Source organism: Massilia sp. IC2-278 (assembly GCF_020708045.1).
In the GTDB taxonomy this organism is placed as follows: Bacteria; Pseudomonadota; Gammaproteobacteria; order Burkholderiales; family Burkholderiaceae_D; genus Telluria.
Genome location: NZ_JAJFES010000003.1, coordinates 166,683 through 186,229, shown reverse-complemented (window position 1 = coordinate 186,229; position 19,547 = coordinate 166,683). Strand labels below are relative to the sequence as shown.

Annotated in this window: 15 protein-coding genes; 10 read left to right on the top strand and 5 right to left on the bottom strand. The window is 67.6% G+C overall.

All coding sequences use genetic code 11. The features are described from left to right. The first annotated feature begins 5 nt into the window (after positions 1–5). From pncB to LK540_RS08510, 4 genes are all read left to right on the top strand, one after another. Entirely contained in the window at positions 6–1,211 is a 1,206-nt protein-coding gene (pncB, locus tag LK540_RS08525; protein ID WP_229436757.1) for a nicotinate phosphoribosyltransferase, read from the top strand. Beyond that, a complete protein-coding gene (locus tag LK540_RS08520) occupies positions 1,208–1,765 on the top strand; it encodes a hypothetical protein (RefSeq protein WP_229436756.1) in 558 nt (185 codons plus the stop codon). The genes pncB and LK540_RS08520 overlap by 4 nt, the downstream gene beginning before the upstream one ends. 213 nt (positions 1,766–1,978) lie before the next feature. Continuing rightward, on the top strand, positions 1,979–4,651 hold the full coding sequence (locus LK540_RS08515) for an EAL domain-containing protein (protein WP_229436755.1): 2,673 nt from the start codon (positions 1,979–1,981) through the stop codon (positions 4,649–4,651). Positions 4,652–4,750: 99 nt separating this feature from the next. Continuing rightward, positions 4,751–6,220 carry a Ppx/GppA phosphatase family protein gene (locus LK540_RS08510; RefSeq protein ID WP_229436754.1) on the top strand — a complete coding sequence of 490 codons (1,470 nt, stop codon included), beginning with the start codon at positions 4,751–4,753 and terminating at the stop codon, positions 6,218–6,220. Positions 6,221–6,356: 136 nt separating this feature from the next. Here the strand turns inward: LK540_RS08510 and LK540_RS08505 are convergent, their stop codons facing one another. Further along, a complete protein-coding gene (locus LK540_RS08505) occupies positions 6,357–6,818 on the bottom strand; it encodes a histidine phosphatase family protein (RefSeq protein ID WP_229436753.1) in 462 nt (153 codons plus the stop codon). Beyond that, positions 6,769–8,949: a polyphosphate kinase 1 gene (ppk1, locus tag LK540_RS08500; RefSeq protein WP_229436752.1), complete on the bottom strand. Its 2,181-nt coding sequence runs from the start codon at positions 8,947–8,949 to the stop codon at positions 6,769–6,771. The genes LK540_RS08505 and ppk1 overlap by 50 nt, the downstream gene beginning before the upstream one ends. A 149-nt stretch (positions 8,950–9,098) precedes the next feature. Here ppk1 and LK540_RS08495 point away from each other — a divergent pair, with 149 nt between their 5' ends. Next, positions 9,099–9,563 (top strand): DUF4019 domain-containing protein, encoded by a 465-nt coding sequence (locus LK540_RS08495; RefSeq protein ID WP_229436750.1) that lies wholly within the window; start codon positions 9,099–9,101, stop codon positions 9,561–9,563. Positions 9,564–9,571: 8 nt separating this feature from the next. Here LK540_RS08495 and LK540_RS08490 read toward each other — a convergent pair whose 3' ends face one another. Beyond that, a complete protein-coding gene (locus tag LK540_RS08490) occupies positions 9,572–10,657 on the bottom strand; it encodes a major royal jelly family protein (protein WP_229436749.1) in 1,086 nt (361 codons plus the stop codon). A gap of 24 nt (positions 10,658–10,681) precedes the next feature. Next, entirely contained in the window at positions 10,682–11,812 is a 1,131-nt protein-coding gene (locus LK540_RS08485) for a DNA topoisomerase IB (RefSeq protein WP_229436748.1), read from the bottom strand. Positions 11,813–12,046: 234 nt separating this feature from the next. Between LK540_RS08485 and LK540_RS08480 the strand changes: the two genes are divergently transcribed. The 3 genes from LK540_RS08480 to LK540_RS08470 are packed head-to-tail and all read left to right on the top strand — an operon-like array spanning position 12,047 to position 14,212. Next, entirely contained in the window at positions 12,047–13,213 is a 1,167-nt protein-coding gene (locus tag LK540_RS08480; RefSeq protein WP_229436747.1) for a type II toxin-antitoxin system HipA family toxin, read from the top strand. Positions 13,214–13,264: 51 nt separating this feature from the next. Then, positions 13,265–13,603: a hypothetical protein gene (locus LK540_RS08475; RefSeq protein WP_229436746.1), complete on the top strand. Its 339-nt coding sequence runs from the start codon at positions 13,265–13,267 to the stop codon at positions 13,601–13,603. 54 nt (positions 13,604–13,657) lie between these two features. Next, positions 13,658–14,212 (top strand): hypothetical protein, encoded by a 555-nt coding sequence (locus LK540_RS08470; protein WP_229436745.1) that lies wholly within the window; start codon positions 13,658–13,660, stop codon positions 14,210–14,212. A gap of 37 nt (positions 14,213–14,249) precedes the next feature. Here LK540_RS08470 and LK540_RS08465 read toward each other — a convergent pair whose 3' ends face one another. After that, a complete protein-coding gene (locus tag LK540_RS08465) occupies positions 14,250–15,881 on the bottom strand; it encodes a Na+/H+ antiporter (RefSeq protein WP_229436744.1) in 1,632 nt (543 codons plus the stop codon). Between the two features lie 265 nt (positions 15,882–16,146). Here LK540_RS08465 and LK540_RS08460 point away from each other — a divergent pair, with 265 nt between their 5' ends. Together LK540_RS08460 and LK540_RS08455 are read left to right on the top strand one after the other, a co-directional pair. After that, a complete protein-coding gene (locus LK540_RS08460) occupies positions 16,147–18,369 on the top strand; it encodes a TonB-dependent hemoglobin/transferrin/lactoferrin family receptor (RefSeq protein ID WP_229436743.1) in 2,223 nt (740 codons plus the stop codon). Positions 18,370–18,384: 15 nt separating this feature from the next. Further along, a complete protein-coding gene (locus LK540_RS08455) occupies positions 18,385–19,542 on the top strand; it encodes a hemin-degrading factor (protein ID WP_229436742.1) in 1,158 nt (385 codons plus the stop codon). Positions 19,543–19,547: the final 5 nt, after the last annotated feature.

The following is a 19,547-nucleotide window of genomic DNA, read 5'->3' as shown; positions in this document are numbered from 1 at the left end:
CACCCATGAAGCCCATCGTTCGCAGCCTGCTCGAAACCGACCTGTACAAATTCACCATGTGGCAGGCGCTGCTGCACCGGCATCCGAACGCCCACGGCGAATACGAATTCCGCTGCCGTAACGAGCCGGCCTATCCGCTGGCCGAACTGAAGGAAGAAGTCGAGCGCGAACTCGACCACCTGTGCGAGATGCTGTTCAGCGAGGACGAGATCAGCTACCTGCGCAGCCTGCGCTTCATCAAGAGCGACTTCGCCGACTTCCTCACGGTGTTCCGCTTCCAGCGCAAGTTCATCACCGTGGAAACCGATGGCCCGCACCTGCGCATCCGCGCCGTCGGCCCGGTGGTGCATGTGATGGGCTTCGAGATCTACGTGCTCTACATCGTCAACGAGCTGTACTTCCGCCGCTTCGACAAGGAACACGCATTGCGCGAAGCGCGCGTGCGCCTGGCCGAGAAGATCGAGCAGTTCCGCGCCTTCGAGCTCGAACCGAAGCGCGCCAACAACTTCGCCTTCTTCGACTTCGGCGTGCGCCGCCGCTTCTCGGGCGAGTGGCAGGACGAGGTGGTCGAGACCCTGCAGCGCGAGCTGCCGCAGTTCTTCAAGGGCACATCGAACGTCTACCTGGCGCGCAAGTACAACCTGGTGCCGATCGGGACCATGGCCCACGAATACATGCAGGCCTTCCAGTCCTTCGGCGTACGCCTGCGCGACTTCCAGAAGGCGGCCCTGGAAGACTGGGTCCAGGAATACCGCGGCGACCTGGGCACGGCGCTCACCGACGTGGTCGGCATGGACGCCTTCCTGAACGACTTCGACCTGTATTTTGCCAAGCTGTTCGACGGCCTGCGCCACGACTCGGGCGACCCGATGGAGTGGGGCGAAAAGGCGCTGGCCCACTACGCCAAGCTGCGCATCGACGCGCGCACCAAGCGCCTGGTGTTTTCCGATGCATTGACGGTGCCGAAGGCGCTGGCCCTGTACCGCCACTTCGCCGACCGCGTCATGCTGGGCTTCGGCATCGGCACCCAGCTCACCAACGACACGCCCTACAAGGCCATCAACATCGTCATGAAGCTGGTGCGCTGCAACGGCCAGCCGGTGGCCAAGCTGTCGGACACGCCGGGCAAGTCGCAGTGCACCGACGAGACCTTCCTGGCCTATCTGCGCCAGGTGTTCAACCATCCGGAGCAGCGCGGAGGCCAGCCATGAAGCGCGCGATGGCGAAACTCGGACTGGTCTGCGCGGCGCTGCTGGCGCTGCCCGCCCTGGCTGCGGACGACGTCGCCGGCAGCATCGAGGGCGTCTATAAACGCCGCTTCATGAACACGATCAACGCCGGCGCCGACCGCCCGGCCGAACGCTACCTGGCCGAGGACGTGGTCGAGATCGTGCGCCAGGATGCCGACCACGTCTACCTGCGCGCCTACCTCGAATTCGCCAACGGCCATACCTGCAGCGTGTGGGGCATCGCCGGGCGCGAGGGCGAGGACTTCGTCTATCGCCAGCAGACCATGCCGGCCGCGGGCGAGGCGCCGTGCACGCTGAAGGTGAACGTGCAACCCGGGAAGATCGTGCTCGACGACCGCGACGCCGCCGGCGCCGCCACCTGCCGCGCCAAGTGCGGCGCGCGCGGCACCCTGAGCGGCTACACCGTCGAGCGCAAGGCGCGCCGGCCAATCCGCTACATGAACCGTTTGCAGGAGTCGCGCCAGTACCGCGAGGCGGTGAGCGAGTTCCAGGGGATGCAGCCGCCGCGCAGCTAGCACGCCCTGGTCCTGGCGCGCCTGGCAAAGCCTTCAGGGCAAGGCGCATCGCCGAAGACAGTACGCGGGTACGGCGAGGCGATGTAACGCCGCCATGTAGGTTTTGCCTGGCGCGCCCGTCATCAAGCGGTCACAAATCAAGCTTAAGCTGCGCTGCCCGCCATGGCGGCCGAGAGGCCAGCGGGTACAACGCCCGCTGCCCCTTGACCGCGCATGAAGATACCAGCCGCTTCCAGTCCCTCCCGCACCAACACCATCCTGGCCATCGTCTGGCCCGTCCTTGCCGTCCTCTGCTGCGCCGCCCTCTGGGCCGTGACCATCCTGCGCGCTGATGGCGATGCCGAGCGCGCGCGCCTGCTGCTGCTGAAGGAAGCCGACACCTACGCCCAGGCCTACGAGCAGTACGTCACGCGCTCGATCGCGCAGATGGACCAGATCACCATGCAGCTCAAGCACAGCTGGGAGCATGGCCAGCGCCAGACCCTGCTGGAAGACATGCGCGCCGACGGCATGTTCACCGACCACGCCTTCGTGGCCGTCAGCATCGTCGGCCCCGACGGCAAGGTGCGCTCCAGCACGCGCCGCAACGGTCTGCCCGACAAGTTGCTCGACGCCGCCTTCTTCGTGCAGCACCGCGACAGCAATTCGAGCGCGCTGCGGGTCGACATCGCCCCGGGCGGCTTCGACGCCACGCGCGAAGTGGTGCTGTTCACGCGCCGCCTCGACCGGGCCGACGAGGAGTTCGACGGCATCGTGGTGATGGCGGTCGATGCCGCCTATTTCACGTCCTTTGTCGGCCAGTCGACCCTGGGCGCCGACGGCCTGCTGGCCATGGCCGATACCGCCGGCCGCTTCTGGATCGAGCAGGCCGGCGACGAAACCGGCCGTCCGGGCGGCCCGCGCGTGCTGGAGCAGCGCAGCCTCGCGGCGCGCGCCGGCGGCCCGCGGCTGGTGGTGGGCGAAGGCTTTGTCGACGGCGTCGCGCGCGCCATGGGCTGGCGCGATTCGGCCGTGTATCCGGTGGTGGCGATGGTGGCGCTGTCGCAGCGCGACGGCAGCGCCGCGGCCCAGGCCTACTGGGAAGAGAGCCGCGACCGCGCCGTGGCCGGCAGCGTGGCGCTAGCCCTGATGGCGGGCCTGGCCAGCCTGCTGTCGCTGCGCGCGGCGAGCCGGGCGCGCGAGCACGAAGCGGTGCGCCTGGCCTACCGCACCGCCACCGAAAGCGCCAACGACGGTTTCTACATGGCCGCGCCGGTGCGCGACCGCAAGGGCCAGATCGTCGACTTCCGCATCGTCGACTGCAACGAGCGCGGCGCGTCCTTCTACGGCATGACGCGCGGCGACCTGGTCGGGCGCGCGGTGTCGACCATGGACCGCGGTGCGTCGGGCGACGAGATCGTGGCCACCTACCGCATGGCGATGTCGACCGGCTTCTTCGAGGAAGACCGGCGCATGCCGGTCGATACCCGCCTCGCGTTCGCCTGGGGCCGGCGGCGCCTGGTGCGCGTCGGCGATGGCCTGGCCGTGACCCTGCAGGACATCAGCGAGCGCAAGAAATACGAAACCGAGATGGAGCGCCTGGCGAACCAGGATTCGCTCACCGGCCTGCGCAACCGCAGCTGGCTGCTGAACCACGTGCCGACCCTGCTGGACGCCGCCGCGCGCGAAGGCGGCCTGGCGCTGCTCTTCGTCGACCTCGACGAATTCAAGCAGGTCAACGATACCCACGGCCACGCCGTCGGCGACGGGCTGCTGGTGGCCGCGGCGCGCCGCCTGGGCGCCCTGATGCGGCCCGGGGATGAAATTGTCCGCTTCGGCGGCGACGAATTCGTGGTGCTGATGCGCCCTGCGCGCGACGAGTTCCAGGTGGCCGCCGTGGCCGAGCGCATCGTGGCCGCCTTTGCTCGCCCGTTCGCGCTGGGCGAAGGACTGCAGGCGAGCGTCGGCGCTTCGATCGGCATCGCCATGTTCCCGCGCGACGGCGCCGATGCCGGCACCCTGATCCGCCATGCCGACATCGCCATGTACGCGGCCAAGCACGAGGGCAAGGGCCAGCACCGCTTCTACGACGAGACGCTCTCGGGCGGAATCCAGAAGCGCGCGCGCCTGAAACAGGAACTGCTGGACGCGATCGCCGGCAAGCAGTTCGTGCTGCACTACCAGCCGCGCGTCGACCCCGTGTCGAAGCGCCTGCTGAGCATGGAAGCGCTGCTGCGCTGGCGCCATCCGGAACACGGCATGGTGGCGCCGGGCGAATTCATTCCGTTTGCCGAGGCCAGCGGCCTGATCGTGCCGATCGGCGACATCGTCATCGAGCAGGCCTGCGCCCAGCTGGCCGCCTGGCGGCGCCAGGGCGCGCGGCTGGTGCCGGTGTCGATCAACGTCTCGGCCTGCCAGTTCGAGCGCGGCGGCATCGCCGGCCGCATCGCGGCGGCGCTGGAGCACCATGGCGTGCCGGCCGCGCTGCTCGAAGTCGAGATCACCGAGTCGGCCATGATGGACCACCGCGAAGACATCCTGGCCGAACTGGCGGCGCTGCGCGCGCTCGGCGTCAAGCTGCACATCGACGACTTCGGCACCGGCTATTCCTCGCTGTCGCAGCTGCGCACGCTGCGCATGGACGTGCTGAAGGTCGACCGCGCGTTCACGGCGGAACTCGACGGCGGCGGCGAGGGGCGCGTATTCTTCGAGGCGATCGTCTCGATGGCGCATGCGCTGGGCATGGCGGTGGTGGCCGAAGGCGTGGAGACCGCTGCCCAGCTGCAGGTCTTGCGCGAGCTCGGCTGCAACGAGGTGCAGGGTTACTTCATCTCGCGTCCGCTCGGCGCCGACGACATCGCCGGGCGCTACCTGGCGCTGCCGGTGGAGGCCGAAGCCTGCGCCTGACACCGAAACCGGGCCGAAAACCGCGCCCGGGCCGCGCTGCGTAGCGCCGCCCTTGCGCTTGCCCGATATACTTCCCGTATCACCTTTGGAAAGCACACCATGTTCGCAGCAGTGGACCTCGGATCGAACAGTTTTCGGCTGCACGTCGGCGAGCCGGCCGGCGGCGATGGCGGCGCCGGCGGCGAAATCCGCATCCTGCGCAGCGCGCGCGACCCGGTGCGCCTGGCCGCCGGCCTGGACCCCAGCGGGCGCCTGGGCGAGGCCGCGATCGGCATCGGCGTGCGCAGCCTGCAGGGCTTTGCCGCCATCCTCGCCGAATACCGGCTCGACGCGGTGCGCGTGGTCGGCACGAATACCCTGCGCGTGGCCACGAACGCCGCCGAGGTGCTGAAGCGCTTCGAGGCCGCCATCGGCCAGCCGATCGAGATCATCTCGGGCGAGGAAGAGGGCCGCCTGATCTACATGGGCGTGGCGCGCGCGCTAAATAAGCACGAGGCGCGCCTGGTGATCGACATCGGCGGCGGCTCGACCGAGGTCATCGCCGGGCATGGCGACAGCATCGCGCAGGTGGAATCGTTCAGCATCGGCACCCAGCCGCAGGCCGGGCGCTTCTTCGGCGACGGACGCATCGCGCGCAGCGCCTTCCACGCCGCCGTCACCGCCGCCCGCGCCGTGTTCGAGGACGCGGCGCCGAACTACCGCGACTACACCGGCGGGCCGGCCTACGGCTCGTCCGGCACCATGCGCGTGATCGCCGACACGATCGCCAGGAGCGGCCTCGGCGACGGCCTGCTCTCGCTGCCCAGCCTGTACGCGCTGCGCGAACGCCTGCTCGGCTTCGGCCACGTGGACGCGGTGGCGTTGCCCGGCCTGAAGCGCGAGCGCGTGGTGGCGGTGGTGGGCGGCGCGAGCGTGCTGATCGGGGCGATGGAGGAATTCGGCGTGACGCGGCTCACGGCCATCAACGCCGGCCTGCGCCTGGGCGTGCTGTCCGACCTCGAGCTGCGCTCGAAGCACCAGGACCGGCGCGCACTGGCCATCGGCGACTGCATGCGCCGCTTCGGCGCCGACAGCGCCCGCGCGCGGCGCACGGCCGACATCGCCCGCCATTTCTACCTGCAGCTGGAAGCGGTGGACGCCAGCTGCCTCGATTACCTGAGCTGGAGCTGCCTGCTGCACGAGGTCGGGCTGGCGGTGTCGCATACCGGGGCGCACAAGCATGGCGCCTACATCGTCGAGCATGCCGATCTGCCGGGGTTCACCACGCGCGAGCAGCGCCTGATGGCGACGCTGGTGCTGGGGCACAAGGGCAATCTGCGCAAGGTGAAGGAGTCGCTGAACGAGCCGGCGTTCGCGCGCATGGTGCTGGCGATGCGCCTGGCCGTGGCCTGCATGCATGCGCGCGTGGACGGGGAGCTCGACGGCGTGCGGCTGGCGATGGGGTCGCGCATCGAGCTGACGGTGGAGGTGGACTGGCTGGATCGGCACCCGACCTTGAGCGCGTGGATCGAGCGCGAGCGGCTGGCGTGGGAAGAGTTGGGGCGAAAGTTCGTACTACGCGGGGTGTAGGTAGGGTGGACACCTGTGTCCACGCTGTCTCACCGGTTGTTACCACGGAACGCTTGGGGCGATGGCCTGGCGGGATGCGGTGGTGGTTTGCATCCGTGCCATACCGCGTGGACACAGGTGTCCACCCTACGTAAACCTAGCGTAATTTGCCGATCAACTCCGGTCCCACAGCGAGCTTGATGAACGCCGGATCGCCCTCCGGCTCCGGCCCGCGCAGCCACAGCACCGCCCCTTTGCGTATCTTCCACGGCTGGCTTTCCCCCGCCAGGATCAGCGCCGCCGTCTCCCCCAGCTGCGGCTGGTGCCCCACCAACAAGGCGGGAAACCGGTGGTTCGGCCACCCGCACGCCGCCAGCATCGCTTCCGGCGTCGATTCCGGCCCCAGCGCCTCGTGGATCGTGTAGCGCCGCCCCAGGCCATCGGCCGTCTGCACGCAGCGCACCGTGGGGCTGACGAAGATGCGGCAGCCTTCCGGCAGCTGGCGGTCCAGCCAGGCCCCCATGCGCGCCGCGTGGCGGATGCCCTTGGCGGTCAGCGCGCGCTGCGCGTCAGGTTCGCCGGGTTCGGCTTCGGCGTGGCGCCACAGGATCAGTTCCATGCTTGGTTTCCTTGTCGGGTTCGCCCGGCGCGGCTGCGCCCAGCATGTCCATCAGCACCTGCTGCGCACTGCACGGCGCCTGGCCGGCGCGCGGCTTGCGGCGCCGGTAGTGGCCGTCGCTGCCCAGCTCCCAGGCCGTCACGTTGTCCTTCAGGTAGGGATGCAGGCCTTCGCGCAGCACGCGTTTCTTCAGCGCCGGCGACTGCACCGGGAAGGCCACCTCGACCCGCCGCAGCAGGTTGCGGTTCATCCAGTCCGCGCTGCTCAGGTACACGTCGTTCTTCAGGTTGTTGCGGAAGTAGTAGACGCGCGTATGCTCCAAAAAGCGCCCGACGATCGAGCGCACCTTGATGTTCTCGGACAGCCCCTTCACGCCCGGCCGCAGCGCGCAGGCGCCGCGCACGATCAGCTCGATGCGCACGCCGTCGTTCGAGGCGTCGTACAGCGCGCGGATCACGGTTTCGTCGGTCAGCGAATTCATCTTGGCGATGATGCGCGCCGGCTTGCCTTCGCGCGCGATGCCCGCCTCGTTGCGGATCGCGCGCACGATTTCCTTCTGCAGCGAGAACGGCGCCAGCCAGATGCTGGCCAGCTGCTTGGGCCGCGTCAGGCTGGTGAGGTGGATGAAGACCTCGTTCACGTCGGCGGTCAGGTCGGCGTTCGATGTCAGCAAACCGAAGTCGGTATAAAAACGCGCCGTGGTCGGGTTGTAGTTGCCGGTGCCGAGGTGGGCGTAGCGGCGCAGGCCGGCCGGTTCGCGGCGCAGCACCAGGGCCATCTTGGCGTGGGTCTTCAGGCCGACCACGCCGTACACGACCTGGGCGCCGGCGTTTTCCAGGCGCTCGGCCCAGTTGATGTTGGCTTCCTCGTCGAAGCGCGCCATCAGCTCGACGATGACGGTCACTTCCTTGCCGCGGCGGGCGGCGCCGATAAGGGCTTCCATCAGGTCCGAATGCATGCCGGCGCGGTAGATGGTCTGCTTGATCGCCACCACCGCCGGGTCGCTGGCGGCGGCCTGGATGAAATCGATCACCGGCTGGAAGGACTGGAAAGGGTGGTGCAGCAGCAGGTCCTGGCGCGCGAGCGATGCGAACATGTCGTGGTTCGCCAGGCGCACCGGGTAGCTGGCCGCGAAGTGCGGGAACTTCAGGTCGGGCCGGCCGTCGTTGTTGGCGATCTCCTGCAGGCGGCTCATGTTCACCGGGCCGTCGACCTGGAACAGTCGCGTACGGTCGATGCAGAACTGCTCCAGCAAGAAGTCCGACAAATGCGCGGGGCAGTTGCGGCCCACTTCCAGGCGCACGGCAAAGCCGTACTGGCGGCTGTGCAGTTCGCTCTGCAGGGCCTGGCGCAGGTTCTTCACTTCCTCCTCGTCCACCCACAAATCGCTGTTGCGGGTAACGCGGAACTGCGAGCAGGCCACCACTTCGCGGCCCGTGAACAGGTCCGGCAGGTGGGCCTGGATCACCGACGACAGCAGGCAGTAGGACGCGCCCGGCGTGTCCGACAGCTCGTCGGGCAGGCGGATCACGCGCGGCAGCACGCGCGGCGCCTTCATGATGGCAATCCCGGTGCCGCGCCCGAAGGCGTCCTTGCCCGAGAGTTCGACGATGAAGTTCAGGCTCTTGTTGATCACGCGCGGGAAGGGGTGGGCCGGGTCCAGCCCGACGGGCGTGAGCAGGGGCCGCACTTCGCGGTCGAAATATTGCTTGACCCAGGCGCGCTGGGCGGCGTTGCGGTCGCTGCGGCGCAGGAGGCGGATGCCTTGCTCGGCCAGGCGCGGCAGGATGGTGTCGTTCAGCAGGCCGTACTGGCGCGCGATCAGGCGCCGGCACTCGTCGCTGGCGCGGCCGAGCGTCACGTCGAGGTTATCGGCGACGCCGTCCGGGCCGCCTTCGAGCTGCTGGGCCGCCAGCAGGCTGGCCACGCGCACCTCGAAGAATTCGTCGAGGTTGCTGCTGACGATGCACAGGAAACGCAGGCGTTCCAGCAGCGGCACGCGCTCGTCCTCGGCTTGCGCCAGCACGCGGCGGTTGAATTCGAGCAGCGACAGTTCGCGGTTCAGGAATGGGGCGCCGGGGTCCAGGGGAGCCTGGATCGGCAGCGAGTCGGATTGCACCTTCTTGTCCATGCGGGGCCACGGAGTGATTCGAAGATGCCAGTGTAGGTAGCAAATATGACAGCTTCGTTACCGCTGCCATGCATATTGGCAGAGCAGGGCGCGGCTTCTGTTATCCTCGTACTTGCACATCCTGCAAGCCCCAACCAAAGGAGAACGACTTGAAAGCCATCGCCGCAATCGTGTTTTCCGCCGCCGCCGCGGCTGCCACCTTCGCCACGCCCACCCTGCATGCGCAGGAGGCCGCGGCCGCTGCGTCCGCAGCCGCTGCCCAGGCACCGCAGATCGCCCCCGCTCTTGATGCTGCCACCCGCTGGCTCGCCGCGATGGATGCCGGCAAGGCCGCCGAAGCCTGGGACGCCGGCGCACCCGTGATGCAGTCCGCGATCACGCGCGACATGTGGAACAAGGTCGGCACCGACGCCCGTGCGCCGCTCGGCGCAGTGAAGTCGCGCAAGCAGACCTCGGCCAACTTCACCAAGACCCTGCCGGGCGTGCCGGAAGGCGAATACGTGGTGATCCAGTACGCCACCGACTTCGCCAACCGCGCCGGCGTCACCGAGACCGTGGTCCCGATGCGCCTGCCGGACGGCAGCTGGAAAGTGACGACGTATTTGATTCGCTGATCCGCTGATCAGCCCTTCTTCGGGCTCAGCTTCCAGAGCTGGGTCGGCAGGGCCGGCGGCGCGTCCGGCTTGAAGAAGGCGGAGTCCTGGATGTGCGAGGTGGTCACGTACACCGTACCGTCCGGACCCTGGGAGAAGGTGTCCGGCCAGCGCAGGCGTTCGTCCTGTACCAGCGTGCGGATAGGCGCCTGCGGGCCTTCGTCGAGGTTGCGGGCGCGGATGGAATCGACTTCCACCGACGTCAGCAGCATCACGTTCGTGCCCTTCGGGATCAGCAGGCCGTCGGCCACCTCGTTCAAGCCATATTCCTCGACGCTGCCGGACACGTCGCCGCCGGCCATGCCTGTCGTGTGCAGCACCTCGGTCGGGATGCGGTACAGGGTGTTGCCCTTGATCGCCTGCCAGTACAGGTATGCGCCGTCGCCGGAAAGTTCGATGCCGTCGGCCGAGAACTCCACGCCGCGCCCGTCCGGGCGGCGCAGCACCTCGCCGTCGGCCTTGACGTTCAGGCCTTTCTTCATTTGCGTGGAATCGTCGCCATCGAGCAGGCGCACCGGCTTGCCGCTCTCGAGTTCCACCACGATGATCGCGCCGACCACGCCGGAATCGGTGATGTAGGCGTATTTGCCATCGGGCGAGAAGCGCACATCGTTCAGGTAGGAGCCTTGCGGGGCGACGTCTTCGTCGAAGGCGATGGTGCGGGTGGCCTTGTCGCTGGCCAGGTCGATCTGCACCAGCTTGGCGCCGCCCGACACCATGTGGCTTTGCGCCGGCGCGGCCGGGTCGAGCACCCACAGGCTGCCGCGGCCATCGGCGACGATGCTCTGCACGCAGACCCAGTGGTCCTCGGGCGAGACCTCGTCCTTCTTCGCATTGCGCCAGGCGTTCCATTCCGCGTCAGGATAGGGTTTGACGCCGCCATCGGCCAGCACTTCGGCCACCGAGACTGCCGTGTCTTCGGTCCAGCGCGGGAAGTTCACGAAAATGCGGTTGTCCTCGGACACCGAAACTCCCGTCACCTGGTGCTCGAATGCGGCGACCTGCTCGATGGTGAAGCTGCCTGCCTTGAAATCTGCCTGCTCGTTTGCGCTCATGCGTGTTCCTTTCGATAGATTGGCTCAGGCCGCCTTGCGCTGGCTGCGCGCCGGCGGCGTCGGGTTTTCCTGTTCGTGCTTCAGGCGCTGCTGCAGCATCGCCAGCACCGCCGCTTCCTCGGGCTGCAGCGCGTGCAGGTCTTCGCTCAGGTGCTGCTCGGTGCGTTCGCGCATGGCTTCCACGACCGAGCCTTCGAGATAGGACTCGAGCACGGCCGGGTGCACGTAGCACTTGCGGCAGATCGAGGGCGTGTTGCCGAGCTTTTCCGCCACCGATTCGATGGCGCGCACGATGTTCTTCTTGGCCTGGGTCTCGGAATCGAACTTCTCGAATTCCTGCAGCGCCAGCGCCGCCAGCACCGTACCCGACCAGGTGCGGAAGTCCTTGGCCGTGTAGTCCTCGCCGGTGATGGTGCGCAGGTACTCGTTCACGTCCGAGGAGTCGATGCTGTGGGTCTCGCCGTCCTCGTCGATGTACTGGAACAGTTCCTGGCCGGGCAAATCGCGCGTGCTGCGGATGATGCGCGCCAGGCGCCGGTCGTGCACGTGGATCTTGTGGTACACGCCGCTTTTGCCGCGGAACTTGAATTCGACATCGCTGCCGTCGACCTTCACGTGGCGGTTGCGCAGGGTCGTGAGGCCGAAGGATTTGTTGGTGCGCGCGTATTCCTCGTTCCCGACCCGCATCATGGTCGCTTCCAGCAGGTAGACGATGGTCGCCAGCATCTTCTCGCGCGGCAGGCCGGGCTGTTTCAGGGCCTTGTCGACTTCGGCGCGGATCGTCGGCAGGGCCTTGCCGAAGTTGATCATGCGCTCGTATTTCACTTCGTCGCGCACGTTGCGCCACTTCGGGTGGTAGCGGTACTGCTTGCGCCCGCGCGCATCGCGGCCGGTGGCTTGCAGGTGACCATTCGCCTGGGAGCAGATCCAGACGTCGGTCCAGGCCGGTGGAATCACCAGCGACTTGATGCGTTTCAGGGTGGTTTCGTCCTCGACCGGCTCGCCCTTGGCGTCGAGGTAGCGGAAACCCTCGCCATCCTGTTCGCGGCGGATGCCGGGCTTGCTGTCGTTCACGTAACGCAAGCCGGCGGCTTTCGCGGCGGCCGGCGGGTCGGCGAGGGGGAGGGTGGTGTCTGCGGCTGGGTCTGTGCTCATCGTCGTTACCGGTCCGAAGTGGTGCCTGGGACTGATCTTACGCTTTCGCCTGGTACGCACTGTACGGGGCTTAACGGATACGCGCCCCGGAAACGGCGCCTGCCTGCTAGCATGGCCGCTGACGATCATGCAATGCGCTGTCGACAAATGTTTAATGCAATAAAACTTTTGTTTGTTTATCTCCAGCGCCCGGATACGGGGGATTGGGTCACGGCCGGGTATTACCGTGCTGGCATGGAGGGAAGCGCCACTTTCCGCTACGCCCCGAGCTATGTGGACGCCGGACACTGCTGGCCGATCGACCCGGTGAACCTGCCGTTTCAGCCAGACGTTGAGGTGAGCGCGCCGCGCTATGGCGGCTTGCACGATGTCTTGCGCGATGCCTGTCCTGACGGCTGGGGCCAGGCCTTGCTGCGCGGCGAGCACAATGTGCCGCCGCAAGCGCCGCCGGCCCGTTACCTGGTCTTGGCAAGCAATGCCGACCGCTGGGGCGCGCTTGCCGTCGGCACGCGGCCAAAACCATCGGTTACGGCGCTGGCCGCGCCCAGGCTCTCCCAGCTGCAGCAGGTCATCGAGGAACTCGCTGTCCTCGCCGCGCAGCAGTCCCCCGTGCACGTTCAGCTACGCCGGCGCCTGCTGCAAATGGTCAGCCTTGGTGGCGCCCGTCCCAAGGCGACGGTGCAAGACGAGGAGGGCGACTATTGGCTGCTCAAGCCTGGTCTCGCCAGCGATGTCGCCGACATTCCGGCCCTCGAGCATGTAGGCCAGCGCTGGGGCGCCTTGAGCGGCCTGCGGTTCGCCCCGACGGTCTGGCATCCGGCACAAAGTAGCCGGAGCGCGGTGCGCGTGCTGCGCTTCGACCGCAACAGGGAACGGCGCGCATTGTGCGTCAGCGCCGCCAGCCTGTTGCAGACCGAATATCCGGGCAACTTGTCGAACGACCGCTGGAGCTATCCGCGCCTGGCCGAGGAACTGCGCTGGATCGGCGCCCCGGCGCAAGACCGGCGCGAACTGTTCGGCCGCATGTTGTTCAACGCGGTCTGCGGGAACGACGACGACCATCCGCGCAACCATGCCATCGTGTTCGATGCCGATGGCGGAGGGTGGCGTCTGGCGCCGGCATTCGACGTGGTGCCGAATCCGGTCGAAACGCCGGCCTACCTGGCGATGCAGCTGTCGACCGGCCGCTTCGACATTGCGCGCGAGGCGGCGCTGGCAGACGCGCACCGCTTCGGCTTTGGCAACCGCGAGGAAGCGGCTGCCTGGCTCGATGCGCTCCTAAGTCGGATTGCAGGAACGTTCGACGACGCCGCGCAGGTGCTGGATGACGCCTGGCGTCAGGTACTGGCCGAGCGCTTGCACGACAACCTGGCGCTGCTGGGAAGCCGGAAGCAGCCCTGACAGACCAAGGGGTGTCTCTGCCGTAATGAATAACTATCGGGAACCAATGGAATGGAACTGACTTATTTGAAGGTAAGGTGGTTGCACGACGATCCGGCTTGTCCGGTACTGTTGTTAAGCGAACTGGACGAGCATCGATATGAAGTGCGCAAAGCCGAGATCTATGCGGGCGGGCGAATAGACATCGCATCGGCGCAGGAGCAAGTCGGTCATGCGGAACTTGGCCAGGTCGCCGTGCCGCCGGAAGAGGAAATCGCCAGCGATCGTGCGTTCAGCGTGGAACCAATGGACCGCGCGGAATTCGAGCAAGCCTGGGCCGAGGCCCGCTCGCGCGCGCATTCCCGCGCATGGAATCCATGCGCCGATGGATCGCACGACCGCCAAGCTTGACGATCATTCTGCTGAAGCACTAGTGTAGGAACTTTCGAACCGGGGAAATCGATCATGCTTCGCATGCTGGTACTTGTGCTCTTCCTCGTCGCCGCGCGCCAGGCCCATAGCGCGATCGACCTGCCGATGCAGGTCCATGAAACGCTTCAGAAATTTCACGATGGCAGTGAACTCGCCATTCGGGGCGACGGCCAGCGTATCGTGTCAGTTCAACTGACGTTCGAGGAAAGGCATCTTGCGTTGAGCGGTCCGGTCTTCGAGGGCCTGGATCAACCCGACCTGTCGCGTGTCGATCTCAAACTGGTGACAGTGAACAGGTGCGAGAACCTGTCAATGCCTTGCAACGAATATCGCATTCCCATGATCGAGATACCGGTCATGGGCATACCCGGGAGCGAGTGTATCGAAGCGCCGTGTCTGGTCCGGCTCACGATACATCAGGACGGCGTGCATCGAACCGTCCTTGTCACGCGCGCAGGCACGACAACCAGGCATCCGGAACAGGTTTTCGTTCTGCCGTCCGGCCAGGGTGCAGACGCGCATGGCCATCATAGCCAGGGGCATCCGGGATCTGACATGCGAGCACGGCTACAGCCCCGATCTCCATGAATCCTGGACTACCTTAACCTGACCCTCGCTGTTTTCATCAGCGGTACCGCGCCTCCACCAGATCGATCTCCCTCAGCAGCTTCCTGGCGATATCGTCCGATATCTTGCGCTGGTGCGTGAGCGCCAGGATCGCCTCGCGCTCGGCCTGCAGCGCCGCCAGCCGGTACTCGCGCTCGGCCTGTTCCGCGACCCGGATGCGCGACGGCTCGTTCGCCGCCAGGCCGGTGCCCAGGCGGTGCTCGTAGACGCCGCGCACATGGTCGACCGCGCTGGCATGCACGTCGGCGTGCTCGCTGTCGCCCAGGTGGCTGTGGCCGACGCGTTCGATTGCGGCAATCGCCGCCACCGCCGCGTTGTGGCGCGCCAGGTCTTCCTGCGCTTCTTCAGTCGATTCTTCCGGCAACTCGAGGCCGCGCAGCACGCGCGGCAGGCCGATGCTGGCCACCACCAGCGAGACGATGATCACCGCGCTGGCAAAGAAGATCGCCAGGTCGCGTCCCGGGAAGGCGGCGCCGCCCGGCAGGGCCAGCGGCAGGGTCATCACGCCGGCCATGGTGATGGCGCCGCGCACGCCGGCCAGCGAGGTGGCCAGCACCAGGCGGAAGTTCGGCTTGTAGATCTTCTGGCCCTGCAGGCGCGCGTTCAGCAGGGTCAGGCGCAGCGACACCCAGACCCACACCAGGCGCAGCACGATCAGGGCCAGGCTGATGAGCAGGGCGATGCCGAACAGTTTCCAGGGCGTGAGCGCGGCGTCGGGGCCGGCCTGGCGCAGGGCGCGTTCGATGATCTCGGGCAGCTGCTCGCCCAGCAGCACGAACATGCCGCCGTTCAACGCGAACTGCACCGTGTCCCAGACCACGGCGCGGCGCACGCGGGTAGTGGCGAGCGCACGGCCCGACAGTTCCACATAGCTCATCGTGATGCCGGCGGCCACCGCTGCCAGGATGCCGGACGCGTGCACGTGTTCGGCCACGAGGTAGGCGCCGAAGGGCAGCAGCAGATTGACCAGGATCGGCGAACCGGGGTCCTCGCCGAAGCGCTGGCCGATCACGCGCTGCACGAACGACACCGCGACCGTGATCGCCACGCCGCAGGCGATCCCGCCCAGCGCCACCCACAGGAAGGTCAGCGAGGCGCTGGCCAGCGAAAAGGCGCCGGTCATGGCGGCGGCCACGGCGAAGCGGAAGCACACCAGGCCGCTGGCGTCGTTCAGCAGGGATTCGCCCTCGAGGATGTGCATCAGGCGGTGCGGCACGTGGATGCGCGAGGTGATCGCCGATACCGCCACCGGGTCGGTCGGCGCCACGATGGCGGCCAGGGCGAAGGCCACCGGCAGCGGCATCGACGGCACCAGCCAGTGGATCAGGAAGCCGGCGCCGACCACGGTGAAGATCACCAGGCCGAGGGCCAGTTCGAGGATCGTGCCCTTGTCGCGGAACAGGCCGACTTTCGGGATGCGCCAGCCGTCCAGGAACAGCAGCGGCGGCAGGAACAGCAGGAAGAACATCTCGGGGTCGAGCGTGACGCCGTGCCCGAACACGCCGGAAATCACCGCCCCCAGGCCGATCTGCACCAGGGGCAGGGGCAGGCCGAACGGCAGCATGCGCACCAGGTAGCCACTGCCGATTACCGCCAGCAGCATTGCCAGCACCACACTTACCGATTCCATCGCCTCTCCTTGTATCAGGGCTCGATGATACGGCATTGTCGCTCTGCCATGTTTTTAGCGGCAAAACACGCGCGCTGGCCATGATGGATCAGTCAATATTTCTATTGCAAATGATAATCATTCGCATTAGGATGTGCGTTTCGTCAATGAGAATGATTCTCATTCATTGATGATGCGCACTCCGGCAGGCCATCGCGCCTTGCCGGCCGATCACCACTTTCATGGAACCCCTATGGCTGTTTCCCCGGCTGTTACCCCGTTACGCTTGCGACCGCTCGTCTTCCTGCTGGCCTGCGCCTTCAGCGGCGCCGCGTCCGCCCAGCAAGTCCAGGCAGCGCCCGATACCGTTCTCGTCACCGGCCAGCGGCTGGACGAATCCGGCACCGTGACCACCCTCGACGCCGATGCCCTCGCGCGCCAGGGCGCCACCGACATGCAGAACATCGCCCGCTACGCGCCCCTGGTCAGCGTGCCGGGCGCCGCCAGCGGCAGCGGCAACGTCTGGGACGGAGCAGGCAACACCGGGTTCAACATCCGCGGCGTGGAAGGCAACCGCGTCGCGCTCGACCTCGACGGCATCGCGCTGCCCGAGGCGGCGCCGAAACCCGACGCCTCGACCACGAATGCCTTCGGCGTCGGCCGCGACTACTTCGATCCCGAGACCTTCCGCAGCGTGCGCATCGGCTCGGGCAGCACGGCCGCCGGCGCCGGCTCGCCGGGCCTGGGCGGCAGCGTGGCCTTCGTCACCAAGGCGCCCGATGACTACGTGAGCGCCGCGCATCCGCTGTATGCCGAATACAAGATCGGCTACAACGGCGCCGACGGCATGCGCATGCACGCCCTGACCGGCGCCGCGCGCAGCGGTGCGCTGCGCATGCTGGCCCTGGTGGTGCACCGCGACGGCCACGAGCCGGAAGCGAAGGGCGCGGCGGCGACCAATCCCGACGACTGGGATTCGGATGCGCTGCTGGCCAAGCTCAGCTGGTCGCCGGCCGCCGGCCATACCCTGCACGCTACCGTCGACGCCTACCACGCCGACCACGCGCGCGCCTACGACAACAAGCAGGGCGCCTCCTACCCGGACGGCGCGCTGCAGGATTCGCGCACGCGCCGCCACCGCGCCAGCATCGAGCACCGCTACGACGGCGCCACGTCATGGTTCGACAGCCTGTCCACCCGCATCCACGTCCAGGATGCCGAGATCGAGGACACCACCCACGCGCGCTACATCACGGGCGGCCAGCCGTATATCCGCAATATCGTCACCAGCTACGAGAACCGCAGCAGCGGCATTGCCAGCGACGCCACCCTGCGCATCGGCGCCCACGAACTGGTCTACGGCCTGAGCGCGGAAGAGGTGTCGACGAAGCGGCCCTGGCGCGAAGACCGCACCGTGATCGCGAGCGGCGCGCAGCAGGTCACGCTGAAGAACCGCATGCCCGACATGGAATCGCGCAACTTGTCGGCCTATGCGCGCGCCGAGCTGGCGCTCTCCAGCGCCTGGAGCCTGACCCCGGGCCTGCGCTACCACTACCGAGAGATGAAACCGGACAGCCTGGCCGGCTACGCCGTGGCGCTGCCGAACGCGGGACGCGAAATCGTCAAGGAGACCGACAGCTACGTCACGCCGAGCGCCACGCTGCGTTGGCAGCTGCGTCCGGCGCTGCAGGCCTACCTGCAATACAGCCGCGGCACGCGCCTGCCGACGGCGGCCGAGCGAACCGGCACGTATGACTCCTTCAGCTACAGCGGCGCCGGCAACGGCTATGCGGTACTGGGCAACCCCGACCTGAAGAAAGAGACGAGTAATGCCTGGGAGCTGGGCGCCAAGGGCAGCGTCGCGCGCGGACTGCACCTGCACGCCGCATTGTTCCAGACCCGCTACGCCAACTTCATCGAGTACGCGGCCCAGCCGCCCGATCCGGTCAATTACCCGACCGTCACCTTCGGCCTGTACCGGCCCGAGAACGTCGGCCAGGCGCGCACCTGGGGCGGCGAGCTGTCGGCGGAACTCGACGCCGGCAAGTGGTCGGCGCCGCTCGCCGGCGTCACACTGACGGCCGCCGCTGGCATTCAGCGCAGCCAGGCGCGCAACACGCTCACCGGCGTCGAGGGCGAACTGGCTTCGACCCTGCCGAAGAAGGGGAGCGTGATCCTGGCCTGGGACGACCCGGCCAGGCGCGGCGGCGCGGCCTTTGCCGTCGTGCACACCGCCGCCAAGCAGGCCGCGCCCGACGTCATCGGCGGCGTGTCCACGCCGCGCTTCGCCGTGCCCTCGGCCACCGTGATGGACCTGACTGCGTACTGGAACCTGGGACGCAATGTCTCGTTCGGCGGCGGCGTCTACAACCTGGCCGACCGCAAGTACTGGGACTACGCCTCCTCGCGCAGCCTGCCGCTCGGCACCACCGCAGCCGGCGCCGCCGACATCGCGCGCCAGGCCCGTCCCGGCCGCTACGTCGCCGCCCATTTCAAACTGATGTACTGACCTGAAGGAAACACCATGAAAACACACCGCCACCTGATCGCCGCCGCCCTCGCGCTGGCATTCTCCGCCTCGCTTTCGGCCTTCGCCTCGGCCGCCACCCTGGCCGAGCAGTGGGAGTCGCTGCGCAGCCAGCAGCCGCGCCTGCAAACACGCGACGCCGCGCGCCAGCTGGGCGTGTCCGAAGCCGAACTGCTGGCAACCGGCATCGGCCGCACGGTCACGCGCCTGCAGGACAACCAGCACGCACCGCGCGAAATCATGCGCCGCGCCCTCGGCCTGGGGCGCGTGATGGCCCTCACGCGCAACGAGAACGGCGTAATCGAGACCACCGGCACCGCGACACGCATCAAGGACAAGGAAGAAGCCACGCCGGGCGCGGCCGACGATGCCGAACGCGAGGCGCGCATGCTGAACATCGCCGGCGGCTACCTGGGCGGGCCGATCGATTTGCGCTTCCAGTTCCCGCAGTGGAAGCATGCCTTTGCCGTGGTCCAGCCGGGGCGCGACGGCGCCGTCAGCCGCAGCCTGCAGTTCTTCGATGCCCAGGGCAACGCCGTCCACAAGCTGTATGTGCGCAGCGACGCCGGCGTGGCCGTCTTCGACAAGCTGGTGGCGGACTTCCGCCATCCGCAGCAGGATGCGCGCCTGGCGATCGCCCCGGCCGTGGCGAAGACGCCGCCCAAGCCCGACGGCGCAATCGACGTCGCCGAGTTCCGCGCCGCCTGGACGGACATGACCGACGTCCACCAGTTCAACCGCATCGTCTCGGAATTCGGCATGACGCGCGAACAGGCGATGCGCCTCGGGCCGGCGGGCATGGTGCGCAAGGTGCAGCCGGGCGCGGTGCGCCAGCTGCTCGAAGGCGCGGCGAAAGAGGGGGTGGCGATCATGGCCTTCGTCGGCAACGGGGCCGTGACCCAGATCTACAGCGGCAAGATCGCGAAGGTGGCGGCGGCGGAGGGCTGGTTCAACGTGCTGGACCCGGACTTCAACCTGCACCTGCGCGACAGCGCGCTGCGCTCCGGCTACGTGGTGCGCCGCGCCGGCGTCACCTCGGTCGAGTTCTACGACGACCAGGGCGAACTGGTGGTGACCTTCTTCGGCGTGCGCCAGCCGGGCAAGCCGCAGCCGCAGCCATGGCTCGACCTGGCCGCGGGCCTGCCGCAGGCTTGAGGGCA

Bases quoted from the DNA above. Each gene is read 5' to 3' on its own strand.
- LK540_RS08490 (WP_229436749.1), bottom strand. From the start codon at position 10,657: ATGAGCGCAAACGAGCAGGCAGATTTCAAGGCAGGCAGCTTCACCATC.
- LK540_RS08505 (WP_229436753.1), bottom strand. From the start codon at position 6,818: ATGGAACTGATCCTGTGGCGCCACGCCGAAGCCGAACCCGGCGAACCT.
- LK540_RS08515 (WP_229436755.1), top strand. From the start codon at position 1,979: ATGAAGATACCAGCCGCTTCCAGTCCCTCCCGCACCAACACCATCCTG.
- ppk1 (WP_229436752.1), bottom strand. From the start codon at position 8,949: ATGGACAAGAAGGTGCAATCCGACTCGCTGCCGATCCAGGCTCCCCTG.
- LK540_RS08480 (WP_229436747.1), top strand. From the start codon at position 12,047: ATGGAGGGAAGCGCCACTTTCCGCTACGCCCCGAGCTATGTGGACGCC.
- pncB (WP_229436757.1), top strand. From the start codon at position 6: ATGAAGCCCATCGTTCGCAGCCTGCTCGAAACCGACCTGTACAAATTC.
- LK540_RS08455 (WP_229436742.1), top strand. From the start codon at position 18,385: ATGAAAACACACCGCCACCTGATCGCCGCCGCCCTCGCGCTGGCATTC.
- LK540_RS08465 (WP_229436744.1), bottom strand. From the start codon at position 15,881: ATGGAATCGGTAAGTGTGGTGCTGGCAATGCTGCTGGCGGTAATCGGC.
- LK540_RS08485 (WP_229436748.1), bottom strand. From the start codon at position 11,812: ATGAGCACAGACCCAGCCGCAGACACCACCCTCCCCCTCGCCGACCCG.
- LK540_RS08470 (WP_229436745.1), top strand. From the start codon at position 13,658: ATGCTTCGCATGCTGGTACTTGTGCTCTTCCTCGTCGCCGCGCGCCAG.
- LK540_RS08475 (WP_229436746.1), top strand. From the start codon at position 13,265: ATGGAACTGACTTATTTGAAGGTAAGGTGGTTGCACGACGATCCGGCT.
- LK540_RS08510 (WP_229436754.1), top strand. From the start codon at position 4,751: ATGTTCGCAGCAGTGGACCTCGGATCGAACAGTTTTCGGCTGCACGTC.
- LK540_RS08520 (WP_229436756.1), top strand. From the start codon at position 1,208: ATGAAGCGCGCGATGGCGAAACTCGGACTGGTCTGCGCGGCGCTGCTG.